This window comes from Luteolibacter rhizosphaerae (assembly GCF_025950095.1).
Lineage (GTDB): Bacteria > Verrucomicrobiota > Verrucomicrobiia > Verrucomicrobiales > Akkermansiaceae > Haloferula > Haloferula rhizosphaerae.
In genome coordinates this window covers 366,733-384,480 of sequence record NZ_JAPDDR010000006.1, presented here as the reverse complement: position 1 = coordinate 384,480, position 17,748 = coordinate 366,733, and the positions used below count along the sequence as shown (strand labels likewise).

General features: G+C 63.4%; 4 protein-coding genes. All 4 read right to left on the bottom strand.

The window, feature by feature from the left end:
* Positions 1-5: 5 nt before the first annotated feature.
* Genes OJ996_RS13730 through OJ996_RS13715 form a run of 4 tightly spaced genes read right to left on the bottom strand, consistent with a single transcriptional unit; the run spans position 6 to position 17,473 of the window.
* On the bottom strand, positions 6-416 hold the full coding sequence (locus tag OJ996_RS13730) for a hypothetical protein (protein ID WP_264514179.1): 411 nt from the start codon (positions 414-416) through the stop codon (positions 6-8).
* 33 nt (positions 417-449) lie between these two features.
* Positions 450-1,349, bottom strand: a complete 900-nt coding sequence (locus tag OJ996_RS13725; protein WP_264514178.1) for a hypothetical protein — start codon at positions 1,347-1,349, stop codon at positions 450-452.
* Positions 1,350-1,365: 16 nt separating this feature from the next.
* On the bottom strand, positions 1,366-2,031 hold the full coding sequence (locus OJ996_RS13720; RefSeq protein WP_264514177.1) for a PEP-CTERM sorting domain-containing protein: 666 nt from the start codon (positions 2,029-2,031) through the stop codon (positions 1,366-1,368).
* 25 nt (positions 2,032-2,056) lie between these two features.
* Positions 2,057-17,473, bottom strand: coding sequence for a beta strand repeat-containing protein (locus tag OJ996_RS13715; RefSeq protein WP_264514176.1), 15,417 nt, complete (start codon positions 17,471-17,473; stop codon positions 2,057-2,059).
* Positions 17,474-17,748 lie beyond the last annotated feature (275 nt).

Below are 17,748 nucleotides of genomic sequence, written 5' to 3'. Positions count from 1 at the left end.
GTCTTTCAAGCCAAATGCGGTGCCTTCGCTGCATGCATTCTTCTCCAGCGAAAGAGCAGCCATCCAAGCCAAAGGATCGCGACCGCGAGTATCAGGCACCAATGCGCGATGGCTGCGGCTCGCCAACCATCGACCGGCGAGCCGTATTTAAAAGCCTTTGGAAACCATGAACTCTGCTCCCTCCCGAACATCCTTTCGAGCGGCAACTCGGGAAGCGAATAGATCGGTGTAGCCGACTCCCAAACCAAGGCGACATAGCCTCCGCTCTGGTCGATCCGGAGCAGCTCCTCCGAGCTCCCGGCGATCGAGACGTAACCGCCCTGCCCCATCGAGTGCACCCAGCTCCATGCGAGGAAGACGAGAACGATCGCCCCGAACCAGAAAGACTTCCAACGGTGCAACGAAGGCGGGCTCATGGCGATATCCACCACAATAGCCACTTTTTCAAGTCAGGGCGAGGCCGTGAACACCACCCGGAAAAAGCGGCGGCTATCGGATCCGACCGAGACACTGAGAATGCGGGCCTCCGGCCCATTGCTCGTGACGGTGACACCCGAGATGGCCGAGGTCCATCCGGACAGGCCGGTGGAGGTTTCCAGCGCCACGCTGGCCGTGCGGTCGAGCCGCCGGGGAACCGTGAGCTGGATCGAGCCGCCCACCATCGTGGTGCCGATCGGCGGCAGCGCATCAAGGGTAAGCGGGCGGGTGCCGAAGACGAACTCCAGCAGGTTCTTGATCCCATCGCCATCCGCATCGTCCTCCGGACCGTTCAGTGCGACGCCGGAAAGCTCCTCATTCCTCCACTGGGCGTAGGTGGAAGAGGGCGGCACGCTGCTCACCACCGCGGAGGCCTGCATGAGGAAAGGACTTCCCGAGGCATGGATGTTGCCAACGATGACTTGGGTGGCATCCTTCGCATTCCAATCGAGGCCGAAGGGGTCGATTGGATTCGGCGCCGGCCAAATCCATGAGGGCGCGCGGAACAGTATCCACTCATTCCCCGCCCGACCACCAAAGCCCCAGACGTAGGCATTCGCCCCGACCGTGAATGGAGCCGCGTTCGAGGTCACCGTGTATACGCCGGTGAAGACCCTGGTGGTCCCATTGTAGACCACTCGTTGGGCGGCACTCCAATTAGCGGACCATTGAGCAGTATTGGCGGCGGTGGGAGTGAAGCCCGCCGCGAAGACTCCGAGTTCGAAGCGGTAGCCGCCGTCCATGGGCACGCCAGCACTGCTGAGATTCATCGTCTGTGAATCGCAGAACCACTTGAGCGTCTCCGCTTCCACCGCCTTCGTGAGAACGATCACGAGGGCGATGCGAACCAGAAGGGCGCGGAGCAAGAACATCAGGGGGTGAAATCGGTCAGGAGATCGGACGACGGCGGCGGAGACAGAACATCATCCCGAATGCCGCGAGGACAAGGGTCGAAGCTTCCGGAACCGTGTGGGTCTGGATCGTGTAAACGCCGGGATTATCCGAAACGCCACCGCCGAATACCGGACCCTGCGCGCCGTATACCGGGGTGTCCGAAGTGGTGAAGTCGGTGGTGGACCATTGGGTAGGCAGGCCATTGTCGCAGCATTCGGTGGGAGCGGTCGGCATCACCCAGCTATCGCTGCGGCCGAGGAACCACTCCGACTCCGGTTCCATGGTCGTGGAATTGAAGACCCAAACATAGACTTCCATGTCCGAGAAATTGATCCCCGTGTCCGCGAGCGGATCGCTGCTGCCGCCACCGACCAGTAGATCGGCGGTGCCGGTGAAATAGCCAAGCTCCGGATCGAAACTGGCGACGCTGAAGGTGCGCCAGTTCGCGGCCCAATCCTCGGTATTCTCCGCGGTGGGGACGAAGCCGTTGGCAAAGGCACCGAGTTCCACGCTGTAGCTGGAATCGAGTGCCTCACCCTTGCTGTCCGCCGTGGTCGAGAGCACGGGGCTGCCCCAGTTGATGGTCGCGGCCGGGGCCTGCGTGACAGCGAAGAGCAGGAACGCTGCCGCTGCTTGCACTGCTTTGTGACGAAGTCTCATCGGTGTAAGGGGTGAGGGATATTTCTCAGGGCTGCCAAGGACGGGCGACCTTGTGGGACGGCAGCGCGGTGTTCAGCTTGAGGAAGGCACTGTGGTCTCGCTTGAAGAGGAGAGAATTGTCCTGCGGCGTGAGCGAGGCATCGCCCACCTTCGCCCAGCGTCTCAGCGTCGGCGACGCATCGAGCAGGAAGTAGGTGTCGTAGCCGGTGCCATTCGCCACCAGATCGCCGCGCCAGATGAAGATCTCGTCCGCCTTCTTATAGTCGCGGTCGCCATCGAAGCCGTTCGGAAGCGTCATGCCGCGGGAGAACGGTGATTCATCGAGCGGATATCCGCCGCGCACCAGGTTGTGTCCTGCTTGGAGCGGCAGCACGAAGTCATTCGCACGGACCTTCCCAAAGGCCAGCATCGAACCCGGGGCACTCAGGCACTGGATGAAGGTGCCGGCGTTCGGCGGGATCACCGTCGCACCTTGGTCGGACATGCTGCTGTCTCCCACACGGATCCAGCGCGGCGTGCCCGCATCATCGTAGAGCCAATAATTCGTGAAGATGCCGTTCGCGAAGGTCTGGACCTGATCCGCCGTGTCTTGGCTGGAGGTGGCGGTGAAAGCCTCGACCGGGAACATCTCCCCGAGCGACCAGTGCACGCGGATCACGAAGCTATCCCCCGCCAAGGTGGCAGGAAGAGCGCCGGCAAGCGTGTTGAAGGGCCCGCTCTGCGCGAAGAGATCGGGATCATTCGCGAGTGAGAGCACGCCAACACCGGTGGTCGTCACGTCGAAGCGGTGGCCGGCCCAATCGCCGGAAGTGACTTCGAGGTAGTAGGACGAGCCGGAAGGCAAGACCGTGGCGAGGTTCACTCCGGTCGCGGAGGCGCCCAAGATGATCTGCTGACCATTCACGGAATCGATGATTCCGGAGAAGGGCGGGCAGGAAATGAAGGGATTGCCATAGGTGCGGCACTCGGTGCCCCAGTTCGTAGCCACCCAGCCACCGACCTCGGTCACAGCCGTGGCTTCCGGCGTGCCGTTGTTGTCTTCATCCAGGCTGACGCGCATCCGGACAAAGCCGGATCCGGTGAAGCTCGTGAGCGATTGCAGGTCGAGGATGCGAACCGTCTCCGAGCCATCACCATTGTTGGTCACGGTGAAGTTCGCGGGTGTGAGGCTCACCGTCGTCCAGCCGCCCGGCGAGAGCGTGAGGCTGGAGATGGTCTGCACTTCGTAGTTCACATCCAGCGCGCCACCGGCGGTACGGGTGTAGACCGCGTCGATATTCCCGTCATTGGCGAGCGAGGAGACGAGGCAGAACGGATTGCCCGCACCGCTGGCCGGATCGAGGCCGAAGGCGTATTCGATCAAGTTGTTCGAGATGTCGCCATCCGGGTTCTGCGTCGGACCGTTCTGACCACCGAGCGGATTCTGGTCCTGCCAGCCCGCGAAGGTGTTCGGAGTCCTAAGCGGCCGCTCCAGGAAGTTGCGGCCATTGACGGTGCCACCGGCGCTGAGCACGACCGGCGTCACATCACCGATGGTGTCGGGATCGCCGAGATCGACATCGGACACGCTGAGGTAGCCCGTGGGCTGGGATTCCACGATGATGTAGTTACCCGGCGGCAGATTGCCGAAGGAATAGCTGCCATCCGCAGCGGTCACGGTCGAAGCGATGGCATTGTTGCTCGTATCGAAGAGGCCGATCGAGACCCCCGCGATACCGGTATCCGGCGAACCGTTGCCATCGGTATCCGACTGGACGAAGCCGCTGATCGTGCCCGGCAGGAAGTAGCCGGTGTTGCCTGCCGAAGAATCGCTACCTGCGGCTACGACGACTGTCACGGTATCCGCACCCTCCTTACGGATCGAGCCCGCCGGGATCGCCGCGCTGGTATCGATGACATCCACGATCGTGGTGCCCGGAGGTACAGGGCTGGTGTAATTGCCTGCCGCGTTGGTGAAGACGGTGAGCACCGTGCCGGTGGAGGTCGTGATGCGGACTTCCCCACCGGAGAGATTCTGGTCGCTGCCGTCCTGCACGTTGTTGCCGTTGCTATCGAGGTAGACGTGGCCGCTCACGCTTCCGGCGCGATAGAAGCCATCGTTGCCCGCGAAGGTCGAAGTGCTCGCCACCGCGGTGACGGTGGTCGGATCTTCACCCTCCGTCTGAACATGATCCGCAGGGAAGTCGGGATCGGTTTCATCGATATTGATCACGGTGGCGCCCGGCGGAACGCTGGCAGTCCAGTTGCCGTTGGCATCCGTGACCACCACGGTGGTGACGTTGTTCGCGTTGAGCACGGAGACAGTCACGTTCGGCAGGTTTGGCTCGGTGCCGTCCTGTACGCTGTTCCCGTTCGTATCCACGTAGAGGTGGCCGGTAACGGTGGCAGGGAAGAAGAAGCCCACCGGGGTGCTCGGCGTGGTGCTACCGGCCACCGCATCGAAGCTGGTGGTGATCGCGCCCTGGGTGACAAGAGCACCGCTAGGGTATTCCGGATCGGTCGAGTCCACCGTGGCGGTGGCAGGGCCTGGCGGCACCGTGGCGCTCCAGTTACCCGCGCTGTCGGTAGTCACGCGGGTCGTATTACCGTTCGAATCCACGATCACGATGACCAGGTCGAGATTCGCGAGGCCGGCTTCCGTGCCGACCTGCTGCGTGCCGTTGCCATTCGTATCGAGATAGAGACGGCCGGTGATGGTGGCGGGCACAAAGTAGGCCAAGGTGCCGCCACTGGTATTTTGACCGGCGACTGCCGTGACGCTTGTGACCGGCTGACCCGCGGTCAGGACACCACCTGCCGGGAAGTCCGGATCGTTCTCGTCGATATCGATCAAGGTGGAGCCTGGCGGGACGCTGGCGGTCCAGTCACCATTCGCATCCGTCACCACGGTGAGCACCGTGCCGGTGGAAGTGGCCACGAAGACATTCACGTTCGGCAGGTTCGGCTCGCCCTCGTCCTGCACGCCGTTGCCATTTACATCCCGGAAGAGGTGACCGCTGACAATCGCGGGAACGAAGAAGGCCGTGCCAGGAACCGTGGTGGTGGTGCCGGGCACCACGTTCACTTCGGTGGGATCGGAGCCCGCAGTGACGATGGCGCCTGCGGGCACGTCGCCGCGATCCACACTCACCACGGCGGTGCCGGGCGAGACGTTGGCAGTCCACTGGCCATTGGTATTCGTGGTGACCACGGTTACCACGCCATTCGAGCCGGTGATGGTGACCTCGACATTCGGGAGACCGAGCTCGCCGCCGTCCTGCACGCCGTTGCCATTCGTATCATCGAAGAGCACGCCGGTGAGAGTGCCGGGGAAGTAGTAACCGGTGATGGCCACCGAGGTCGGGGAACCGCTCACCGCCGTGACGGTGGACGTACCGGTGCCTTGGGTGCGGGCATAGCCGGAAGTGAAGACCGGGCCGGTCTCGAGCACGAGAGAGGTGGTTCTACCCGCGGGCACGCTGGCCACCCAGACGCCCTCGCTATCGGTCACCACCGTCGTCTGCACGCTGTTCACATCGGTCACGCGGACGGAAACGCCTGCAAGACCGGGCTCACCGGGATCACGCGTGCCGTTGTTGTTGCGGTCGAGATAGACGACGCCGGTCACCGAGGTGGCGACGTAGTAACCATTCACGTTTCCGCTCACGGTCTGACCTGCGAGGGCCGTGACCTGGGTGGGGTTCGTGCCTTGGCTGCGAACCGCTCCGTCAGGGAACTGCGCATCGTTCTCGTCCACGGTGATGTCCACGGTGCCGGGAGCGACGTTCGCGCGCCAGTTACCGTCCACATCCGTTTCGAGCACCTGGGTGCCACCGAGAGAATCAAGCAACGTCACCGTGATACCCGGCATCGCAGGCTCGCCCGGATCCTGCACGCCGTTGTTATTCACGTCGTAGTAGAGGTGGCCGGTGACGACACCGTAGATCCGGAAGCTGAGGGATGGTGCAGTAGTAGTGGTGCCGGCCACCGCGGTGATCGTGGCAGGATCCACACCGCCGCCAACCAGGGTGCCGCCGACCGGGAAGTCCGGATCGTTCTGATCCACATCCACGATGGTGGTGCCGGGCGGCACGCTCACAGTCCAGTTGCCGTTCGGGTCGGTCGTCACGACGATCACCGTGCCGTTGCCGTCGGTGATGATGATGTCGACGTTCGGCAATTGCTCGCCTGGATCTTCCACGCCATCGCCATCGGCATCCACCCAGAGGTGACCCTCGACGATCGCGGGCCTGAAGTAGCCGTCCTTACCGGCATTCGAGACCACGCCGGCGACGGCTGCCACGGTGCTCGGGTTGGTGCCCTCGCGCAGCACCGAGCCGGCGGGGATCACGCTATTCGTATCGGTGACCAGCACGGTGGCGGTGCCGGGCGGCACGCTGGCGGTCCAGACGCCGCCGGTGGTGGTGGTCACCGTCTGAATGGCACCGAGGCTATCGGTGATCTGTACCGTCACGCCGACGTAGCCGTTCTCGCCAGCTTGCTGTGAACCATTTCCGTTCGTGTCGGCATAGACCACGCCGGTGATGGTGGCCGGGAAGAAGAAGCCGATCGGGGCAGTCGGAGTGATCTGGGTGGCGAGCGCATTCGCGGAAGCAGGATCGGCACCCGTGGTGCGGGTGGCACCGGTGGGATACTGCGGATCGCTTTCTGCGAGCTTTGCCTGGGTGGTGCCGGGCGGGACAGACACGGTCCAGTTGCCGTTTCCATCGGTGGTCACGGTCTGGGTCGCATTGTTGCTGTCGGTGATGACCACATCCAAGTTGGCGATGCCGGTCTCGCTGCCGTCCTGCACGCCGTTACCGTTCACATCATTGAAGACGTGGCCGGTCACGGTGGCCGGGAAATAGTAGCCCGCGGTGCCTGCGGTCACCGTGCTGCCCGCAATTGCAGTCACGGTCTGCGGATCCACGCCTTCGCGCAGGATACCGCCGTTCGGGAAGGTGCCATCCTGATTCAGGATATCCACGATGGTGTCGCCGGGCGGCACGCTCACGCTCCACACGCCGGAGCTATTCGTGACCACGTCACGCACGACGCCGAGGCTGTCGGTGATGCGCACGGTCACGCCTGCCAAGCCGCCTTCACCACCATCGCGGGTGCCGCTGCCATTGATATCGCGATAGACGGTGCCGGTGAGTAGCGCCGGCAGGAAGTAGCCATCGTTACCCGCGCTCGTCGTCGTGCCGGAGACGGCGGTCACCGTGGTCGGATCCGTGCCCTCTCTCTGGGTCACCCCGGCCGGGAAATCCGGATCGGAAGTATCGACCTTGGCAAGGGTGGTGCCGGGCGGCACGGCGATGGTCCACCCGCCATCCGGGCCGGTCACCGCCGTGCGCGGATTGTTCAGGCTATCCGTGATCAGAATCGTGATACCCGGAAGACCGACCTCGCCCTCATCGCGGACGCCATTGCCGTTCGTATCCGCATAGAGCAGGCCGGTGACGGTAGCGGCTTGGAAGAAGCCGGCGCTGCTGCCGGAAGGTGTATCCACGCCAGGCTGCGCGACAACCGTCACGGGATCATCGCCCGCGGTCTGAGTCGCACCCGCCGGGATCTGCGGATCGGTGTTCACGATATCCACCAAGGTAGAGCCCGGGGGCACCGTGGCCACCCAGTCGCCATTCGCATCGGTGGTGATGGTCTGGGTGTTCCCGTTCACATCCGTGATCAGGATGTCCACGCCCGCAAGGCCCGGTTCGCCGGAATCCTCGACGCCGTTGCCATTCGTATCCACGAAGAGGTGACCGCTGACGGTACCGGAGCGATAGAAGCCATCATTGCCAGCGAAGGTATTTAGGCTGCCCACCGCAGTGACGAAGCTCGGGTCGGCGCCTTCCGTCTGCACATGGTTTTCCGGATAGTCCACGTCCGCCTCGTTGATATCCACCTTGGTATTGCCGGGCGGCACGGTGGCGATCCAGTTGCCAGCCGCATTGGTCGTGACGGTCTGCACGTTACCGATCGCGCTGGTGATGAAGATATCAACGCCTGCCAAATTCGGCTCGCCGCCATCTTGCACGCCGTTGCCGTTCGTATCGATGTAGAGGTGGCCATTCACCTGCGCCGGGAAGAAGAAGCCGACGGGGGTGCTGCCCGTGGTGGTGCCCGCCACGGCAGTGAAGTTGGTGGTGGCAGCACCTTGGGTGACTACCGATCCGGAAGGATACTCCGGATCCGTGCTGTCCACGGTGGCGGTAGCAGGACCCGGCGGGACGGTAGCGCTCCAGTTGCCGTTCGAGTCGGTCACCACCGTCTGGGTATTGCCGTTCGAATCGGTGACGATGATGTTCACGTTCGCCAGGTCGTGGACCACGAAGTCCTGGTTACCGTTACCGTTCAGGTCGAGGTAGAGGTGACCGGTGATAGCGGCGGGGACGAAGAATCCTGCGGCCCCTGCACTCACCGGATTGACCGTGGTAGCGGTTACGACGATCAGAGCCACACCTTGTGTCTGGATCGCGCCGACCGGGAACTGTGGATCAGACTCATCGATATCGATGCGGGTCTGACCCGGCGGCACGCTGGCCGTCCAATCCCCGTTCGAATCGGTGACCACGGTGCGGGTGACGTTGTTCGAGTCGGCCACGAAGACATTCACGCCGGCGAGATTCGGTTCGCCCGGATCCTGCGCTCCGTTGCCATTCGTATCGAGGTAGAGGTGTCCATTCACCACGGCTGCGAGATAGAAGCCTGCGGTGGAACCGGACGGAGTATTCACTCCGGCGACGGCGGTGACGGTGACTGGATCGCTGCCCGCTGTCTGCGTGGCACCGGCCGGGATCTGCGGATCGGCGTTGTCGATATCCACGATCGTGGCGCCGGGCGGCACGCTCACGCTCCAGTTGCCGTTGGTATCGGTCTCGACAAGGCGCAGCACACCGAGGCTATCGGTCACACGGATGGTCACACCGCCCAAGCCGGGCTCGCCGGAGTCCTCGATGCCGTTGCCATTGAGATCATTGAACAGATGACCGCTGACGATGCCGGGGAAGTAGTAGCCGGTGATCGCCACGGAAGTCGGGGAACCGTTCACCGCTGTGACGGTGGAGGTGCCGGTGCCCTGCGAGCGGATGTAGCCGGAGGTGAAGACCGGGCCGGTCTCCAGCACCAGCGAGGTGGTGCTGCCTGGCGGCACGCTGGCCACCCACACGCCGTTCGAATCGGTCACCACGGTGCGCGTCGCGCTATTCACATCGGTGACCTGCACGCTGACATCCGCGATGCCGGGCTCACCCGGATCGCGGTTGCCGTTGTTGTTGGTGTCGAGGTAGATGGTGCCGGTGACGGAGGTGGCGATGTAGTAGCCATCGATGCCGCCGTTCACGGTTTGGCCGGCGATGGCGGTTACCGGGTTCGGGTCGGCGCCTTCGCTTTGAACGGAGCCGGAGGGGAATTGGGGATCCAAGGTATCGACCTTCACCTGATAGGTGCCGGGAGCGACACTGGCGGACCAGTTGCCCAGTGAATCGGTTTCCGCGGTGACGGTGCCCGACGGCCCGCCGCTGAGAGTCACGGTCACGCCTGCGAGGTCCGGCTCACCCGGGCCCTGCACGCCGTTGTTGTTCACGTCGATGTAGAGGTGACCGCTAACAACCCCGAGAATGCGGTAGCCGATGGTGCCCGCCGCGACGGACTGCCCAGGGAGTGCGTTCACAGTGCTCGGATCGCTGCCCTGGCTCAGGGTGCCGCCTGCCGGGAAATCCGGGTCGGACTGATCCACATCCACGGCAGTGGTGCCGGGCGGCACGCTCGCGGTCCAGTTACCATTCGCATCGGTCACGACCACCTGCACCACACCCTGGCTATCGGTGATGGTGACATTGACGTTCGGAACGCCGGGCTCACCGGGATCCTCCGCGCCGTTGCCATTCGAGTCGACATAGAGGTGACCGGTGACGGTCGCCGCTTGGTAGAAGCCATCTTTACCCGCGTCCGCAGTGGCACCTGCCACGGCCGTCACGGTGGTGGGATCGGAGCCCTGCGTGCGTGTGGCTCCCGCCGGGATGGCGGTGCTGGTGTCATCGATATCGGCGATGGTGCTGCCGGGCGGCACGCTGGCAGTCCAGTTGCCGTTCGCATCGGTGGTGACGGTCTGAACCGCGCCGAGGCTATTCGTGATCTTCACGGGCACACCGGGCAGACCGAGCTCGCCGACATCCTGCACGCCGTTGCCATTCACATCGCGGTAGATGTGGCCGATGACGGTGGCCGGGACGAAGTAGCCGTCGATACCGCCGGAAACCACTTGGGTCGCCACCGCAACGAAGGCGGTGGGGTCATCACCCTCGCGCTGCACCGCACCGGTCGGGAAATCCGGGTCGGTGGTGACCACCTTCGCGGTGCCGCCGCCGGGAGTCACGCTCGCGGACCAGTTACCGCTAGTGTCCGTGACCACGGTTTGGGCCACGCCATTGCTGCCGGTGACGAGAATATCGATGCTCTGCAGGTTCGGCTCGCCGGGGTCTTGCACGCCATTGCCATTCACATCCCGGTAGAGATGACCGGTGACGGTGGCGGGGAAGTAGTAGCCGTCCTTGCCACCGTTCGTCGTGGATCCAGCCACCGCGGTCACGGTATTCGGGTCCTCGCCTTCGATGCGGACGCCCCCCGTCGGGAAGGTCGCATCGAGCTCAAGGACATCGACAATGGTGCTGCCAGGCGGCACGCTCACGGTCCAATCGCCGGTGGCGTTGGTGGTCACATTCCGGACCACGCCGAGGCTGTCGGTCACGCGGACGATCACGCCCGCGATTCCGGTGTCGGCGACATCCTCGATGCCATTGCCCAAGACATCGCGATAGACACGGCCGCTGACGATCGCGGGGAAGAAGTAACCATCGTTCCCGGCGCTGGCGGTGCCGCCCGCGCTCGCGGTGACTTCGGTTGGATCGATGCCTTCGGTCTGCACCCAGCCGGCAGGCAGGCCGGCCTCATTCACATTCGCGGAGGTCAGGCCGGGCGGCGCGGTAGCGGTCCAATTGCCATTGGCATCGGTGGTCACCGTCTGGGTGCCGCCGTTCGCGTCGTTGATGACGACCTGGATGCCGGAGAAGTTCGGCTCGGTTCCGACCTGTTGCGTGCCATTGCCATTCACATCGCGGTAGATGTGGCCGGTCACGGTGCCGGGAAGTTCCTCGACAAAGGAAGCCACGCCGCTGCCGCCGGCAGCCAAGACCAAGGCGACCTGATTGATGGTGCCGCCATCGGTATCGGAAACACTGAGGTAGCCGGCGGGCTGGGTCTGCACGACCACGTAGGCCCGCGGCGGAAGTCCGGTGAAGGAGTAGCTGCCATTCGCAGCGGTGGTGGTGGTCGCCACCTGCACTCCGTCGGCAGGATTACCATCGCCATTCGGATCGGTGAAGAGCGCAAGGGTCACGCCCGCGATACCGCTATCGCCGACGTTGTCGTTGTTGTTATCGGCGAGAACCGTGCCGGTGATGCTGCCGAGGCTCGTGTTCGGGACGAAGCCGAAGTCGATCGTGTTCTCGGTCTCGTTCGCGGAGATCGCGATCAGCGGGCTGACCACAGCGGCACCCGATGCGGTCTGGATGCCGTTGTCGTCGTTGTTCACCTGATTGTCGGTCGTGACAGTCAGGGTCGAGGACAGCGGCGAGGTGAAGAGCGCGCCATTGCCCGCGAAGTTGGTAGCCGGAATGTAAATGTAGTAGGAGCCGGCCGGAACACCCGCGAAGGAGTAAACACCATTGATGTTCGTGAAGGTGCTGCGATAAGGCGCGCCCACGCCGGGAGTTTGGGTAGAGCGGTAAAGCTGGACGGTGACATTCACGATGCCCAGCTCACCCGCATTGAGGATGCCGTTGTTATTCGTGTCGGACCAGACGGTGTCGCCGATGGTGCCGAGAAGAGTCAGCGAGTTCGAGTCGAGGAAGTCGTTCCCGGTCGATGTCTGCGAGGCCACGACGGCAACCGGCACGCGGTTATCATTCGGCAGGGTCTTGTCATTCGTGCTGACGTAGCCGGAGAGGTCGGTTTCGATCACCACGTAGCTGCCGGGCGGCACCAGATTGAAGGAGTAGTTGCCCGTGCCATTCGTAACGGCGCTCAGATAGAGCGTGCCATCGGTCGGATCGCCATCGCCATTCGGGTCGGTGTAAAGATCGATCGTGACACCGCTGATGCCGCTGTCGGCATCCGTGAGGTCGCCATCGCCATCCACATCGTTACGGACCTGGCCGGCGATATTCGCGTAGAGCGCGGGATCGATGTATTTGTCGAGGAAGTTGCGGCCGGTGACGGCGGTCAGGGTAGTGAGGGAAACCTTGATGCGGTTGTCATTCGCGCCATCCACATCGGCCACGCTGTTGAAGCCGGTCGGATCGGTCTCGACCACGACGTAGTTGCCAAGCGCGAGATTGAGGAACTCGTAGCTGCCGTCCGCAAGGGTGTTGGCAATCGCCAACACGGTGCCATCGGAGGGATCGCCGTCGTTATTCGGATCCGAGTAGAGCGTGACGCGGACGTTTGCCAGCGGGGTATCGCCACCGCCGAAGCCGGAGGTGCCCTTGTCTTCGAGCACGAGCCCCTTGATCGAGGCCGCGGCAGTCACCAGCGAGGCGGTGCTGCTTGTGGCCGGCACGGCATTGCCGTTCGAGTCGGTGGCGTAGTTCACCGCGGCGACGTTGGTCGCGGGGCTCGCCTCGCCCTTCACCTTGAGGGTGACGGAGATCGTCTGGGTGGCGCCGACCGCCAGGCTGCCGCTGCCGGTGATGTCGTTCCACAGCAAGGTGCCGGAGCCGACCGCATTCGGGGCGAGCGAGGCACTGACGTATTCGAAGGTGTCGTTGCTGAAAAGGTCTTCAAGCGGCAGATTCGGGATCGCCGTGCTGCCGGAGTTCTGGATCGCGATGCTGAAGACCACGTTATCCCCCTTGCCTGCCGTGCCAGTGGCCGGGCTGGTCACCGTCTTGGTGACGGTCACGCGCGGGCGGGTGATGGTGATGTTCGCGGAGCTGTTCGAGCTGGCGGTGCCAGCGGTAACGGAGGCCGAATTGGTCACCGTGGTACCCGCGGCATTCGCGGTGAAGGTCAGGAAGATTTCGGTGGATGCCCCCTGTGCGAGCGGGCCCACATTCGACCAAGTGATAGTGCCGCCGGAGACGCTGGTCGGAGTGGTGGTGGCGGAGACGTAAGTGAGGTTCGCCACCGGGAAGGTATCGGTGAGAGCCACGGTGCCCAAGGCGGTGCCGCCGGTGTTCACGACCCGCAGACGGTATTGGATCGTCTCACCCACGATGGCCTGGCCACTGGCAGGAGAGATGAGGATCTTGCTCAAGGACACGCCATCGACGGCAGTCGGCGCGGGCACGCTGGCGGTCGCGCTGGAGGTATCGGTGGAATCCGTAGGGTCGGTGTAGACCACGCTGATGCCGGTGCCGGTCGGGGCGTAGATCGTGCCATTACCCGGATTCGCCGGACCGGTGGTGGTAGCCGGCACGACCGCGGTGAAGACGCCCGTGTTCACACCGGTTTCAGTCAGCGTGATGGTCTCCGTGTCTCCGCTGGTAGTCGTGATCGTGACCGTGATGGTTTCGATCGCTGCCGGATTGCGATTCTCGTCGAGATCGGTCACGCGAATGCGGATCGACTCGTTCGCCGCATAGGTCTGAGTGCGTGTGCCGCCTGCATTCAGGAACTCCACGCTGGAGGGCGTGCCGAGGTCGAGGAAGCTGAGATTGACCGTGGTCGAGCGCGAGGAAGAGATGGCATTCTCCAGGCCTTCCTTCGCGGTGCCGACGATCGAGTATTGACCATTGGTGGCACCGGTGCGCCAGACGTACTCGTAGGTCTTCGTCGCGGTGGTGGTGGCAACCACGTTCGCCGCATTGAGAGTGGTAGTGATATCATCGGTGGTGCCGGGACCATCGATGCTCAGGTCGACGCTGGTGATGTCATAAGCGCCGAAGGGGTCGCCCACCACGGTGCGCACATAGAGGGTTTGGCCGTTGGCTGGGCTGGTGACCAAAGTGCCGCCGGGGAAGGGAGCATCGTAGACTCCGATGGAATCCGTGTGGATCACCGTCGTGGTCGGAAGCGTGATCTTCGACGGCTTGGTCACGCTGTCGTAATCGATACGGAAGGAAACTCCGGGCACAGCCGTGGTGATATCCAAGGTGAGTGCCTGCCCGGACGGGATTGTCACGGCGCTGGCCAGCGCGGGGAAACTGAAGTTGATCGCGGAGCCGCTGACCGTGGCGGAGTTGCTCGTGGCCACGGTGGTCGAGCCATAGCGCAAGGTAGCGGTAACCGCGACAGTGCCGCTCAGGGTGCCGCTGGAGGCAGTGAAATAGGTCTGCGCGCTCAAGGCCGCACCGGTCGGAAGGGTGAAGCTCTCGGCGAAGGTCGGGGTCTGCGTGAAGCTCAGCGATGAAGAGGTTCCGGCAGTCGCTTGCTTGATCGGGATGACAATGGCTGCCCAGGCATCCGCGGCACTCAGGGTCCATGCAAAGGCGGCACTGCTACCGTCACCGGCACGGGTACTGCCGACACTACGCACACCGTCGCCGGTGCCGCCACTATTGGCATTCCACAGGGCGGTAGCCGTGGCACCGGTCGGCGTCGCGGTGCGCGAATCGTCGATCGCTGCGGTAGCGAAGATAAGATCACCGGTCACGCCGCCAGCCGTGATCGTCGTCGGAGTAGTAGTGCCAACCGCCGTGACCAGCGTGCCAAGCGGCGTGGTCTGATTGACTCCGGTGAAAGTGGTGGCGGCAACGTGCAGGGCATCCCCGCTCGCGAAGTTGGTCATGTTCACCACCACGTTCGCCGTGCCGGTGGCCGGAGCGACGAGGCTCCACAGTTCCGTGACGACTTCCTGAGTGGAAGGATTGCGGGAGATGCGGGTCATCGCAGTACCACCGTAGGTGACCGAACCCACGGTCATGCCGGCGGTGCCGTCGTCCTCATAGTTCACCGCCACCAGCAGCAAGCGGTTGGTGCCGCTCACGGCGTGGCTCATGCTCACGCTCGCGGTGGAACCGGTCAAAGGCCCCGTGAAGGCACCGAGTGTCGAGGTGCCGGCGCCCACGGCCACCGGTACGGAGATATCCGCGGTGAATGCGGTTGTGTTGTCCGCCAAAGCGACCGGATCGATGCGATCCATGTCTTGGTCAGGAGATCCCACTCCATCCGTGCTCAGGTAGAGCACCTTTGAGGGAGCCGGAGTGCTGACCGTTGCGGTCGTGTTGGCCGTCTCGCCGTAAACCGGATCGGTATAGCTGACGGTGAGACTGTTGCCGGCGAAGACGTTGAGTGTGGAATCGTTGGGGTTGGTTCCTGCTGCGGCAGAGGAGGCCAGCGCCGGAGTCGTATTGCGGAAGATGCCGGTGTTCACGCCTGTCTCGGTCAGCGTGATGGTTTCGTAATCGCCGGTGGTCGCGTTCCTCACGATGACGGTGACCGTCTGCACCGTGGTCGCGCTGGTGTTCGCATCCGGATCGGTCATCGTTACGTAGATGCCATCCCCGGGGGCAAAGGAGGTAACCACCGTGCCATCCGAAAGGGTGAAGCGGATCTGCGCCGCCGTGCCACCACCCGGGACGGAGACCGTATTGGTGGAAGTGACACCGGCATAAGAGGTCGTCACCGTATTCGCGATCGAGCCCGCGGCGACGATCGTCACGCGATACTTGAGAGTCGTGACCTGACCGCGCGGCAGGATGGGAATGTTGTAGCCGCTGGCATCGAAGGGGAAAGGCGTGTTGCCTGCCCCCGTATTATCGGCCACGGCGACCCCGTCGCGGGTGGCGCTGCCCGCCACGTAGGAAATCTGTGCCGGCAGCGAATCGACTACCAGCAGGTTGCCGAGGGCGACCAGGCCGGCGTTGTCCATGGTGATCGAGTATTCGAGCACATCGCCGATGCTGAGGCCGGCGGTGTTGTTATCCACGGCGATGACCGAAGCCTTGCGAATCACCGGTACCGGAAAGGAGGGGATGGTCGTGCCGGCATCGAGATAGGGATTGCCCGGACCCGCGGTGGCAGGATCCTGACCCCAAGCGCCAGCGATCAAGGTGCCATCCACGGTGTAGATGCGCATGCCGGTCTGGTCCTTGTCCGGATCGAAGAGGCGCTGCACCTGCAAGGCGGCGACATTGTAGGAAACATCGTACTTGCCGCCCAAGGGATCGGTCAGCGAACCGATGCGGTCGCCGTTGTAGTCGACATAGATCGTGGTGTTCTTGGTGGCGGTGACCCATGCCGGGTTCCCATTCACGGTGATTGTGCCGCTCTCCGAGCTGCCGGGGCCCCAGCCCAAGGAAAGAGTGGTGGTGAGGTCCGACTCCTGAACGAGGCTGAAACCCCAGTCATGTACGTTGTTCGCCGTAGGTTCGGCACCCACGGTGGCAATCGCATAGAAGAGCTTGTTCGCCGTGTTGATGAAGCTCGCACCCGACTCCTGTGGCATCAGGTAGATGTAGTTGCTCTTCGCCGGGATGCTGATCGTGCTCGCACCGACACGGGTGGTGATATTCACCGAGATCGCCGCGCTGTCCGGATTGTAGAGGAAGACGTAGGTGTCATCGCCATCCGAGGCCGTGCCTACCGGGCAGTAGTAGCGGGTGCCCCACAGGGCGGTGGGGGCCACGGTGTACCAACGGGTTTCGTAATTGCCGCCGATGTCACCGGTAATGATGTGCGTCTGCACCGGCTTCGAGGCCACCACGGTGGCGCCGCGCAACAGGCCGCGCTCGAGGTAGTAGGTTTCCCCCTGGCCCAAGACCACGGTGGTATCCACCGTGCCGTTGCCATCGCGGTCGATCTGCACGTTCGTGCCCGCCTGCGAGGCCTGCACGAACAGCGAGCAGAGCTCGAACATGGAAGCCGTCAGCGGCGTGGGGAAGATCTCGTTCTCGCCCACCGGGATGATGAAGTTCGTGCCCCAGTCGACGGTGGCGTTCACCTCCGTGGCATCCGCAAGTACGGCACCCGGCGTAGTCGCCCAGGTGGAGCGGGACATGACGATGCCACGCGTCGCTCCCACGCGGTCGCGGCCATCATAAAGGAAAGTCGTGGGATTCCGCGGCAGCGCGATCAGATTCCGTAGCGCGATCACCGCACCCGCCGAGAGGCCGTTCGGGTCGTTCGCGAAGCCGGGCGGCTTTCCGTTCGCATCGTTGCCGTCACCCCAGACCTGGGTGGTCGATTGGGTCGGGCTGTCGAGATTGATTTCGTAGCCGTCTTCCCAATGGTCGTAGACGATCTTCGTACCGCTGACAGCCGCGACCATGGAGATGGTCGTGTCCATCGAGGTGCCGGTGTTGCTCGCGAGTGCCAGGAAAGACTGGCGGATCTGAGCCTCCGGCATCGGCACGTAGTACTCCTGAACGATCGATTGGGAGAATGCGCTACCGAGCCCTGCGAAAACGAGGGCGGTCTGAATCAAAGCGCGGGCTCCTGCGAAGGCAGTCCGGAATCTCATGGGTGGGGAATGTAGGCGGCGCGCGCCGGGCAGATTCCCTTCCCCGTGGACACAGCCCCTCCCTCATCCGAGGTGGCCTGTGGCACCGGTCGAACCTCCCGAAAACGTACCTGTTAGTGAAGCAGCAGTTCTTGTTGTCCTTGGGAGGAGAGAGATGGCTTCGTGGGAGAAACCGAACAACGCCGCAGCTTTTACCTCTGGCTTCCGAAACGTCAACGTGGGATTACAAAAATAGGACGTGGAATTTTAATACCCCTATAATAGTTCCGCATTTT

Bases quoted from the DNA above. Each gene is read 5' to 3' on its own strand.
- OJ996_RS13720 (WP_264514177.1), bottom strand. From the start codon at position 2,031: ATGAGACTTCGTCACAAAGCAGTGCAAGCAGCGGCAGCGTTCCTGCTC.
- OJ996_RS13730 (WP_264514179.1), bottom strand. From the start codon at position 416: ATGAGCCCGCCTTCGTTGCACCGTTGGAAGTCTTTCTGGTTCGGGGCG.
- OJ996_RS13725 (WP_264514178.1), bottom strand. From the start codon at position 1,349: ATGTTCTTGCTCCGCGCCCTTCTGGTTCGCATCGCCCTCGTGATCGTT.
- OJ996_RS13715 (WP_264514176.1), bottom strand. From the start codon at position 17,473: ATGAGATTCCGGACTGCCTTCGCAGGAGCCCGCGCTTTGATTCAGACC.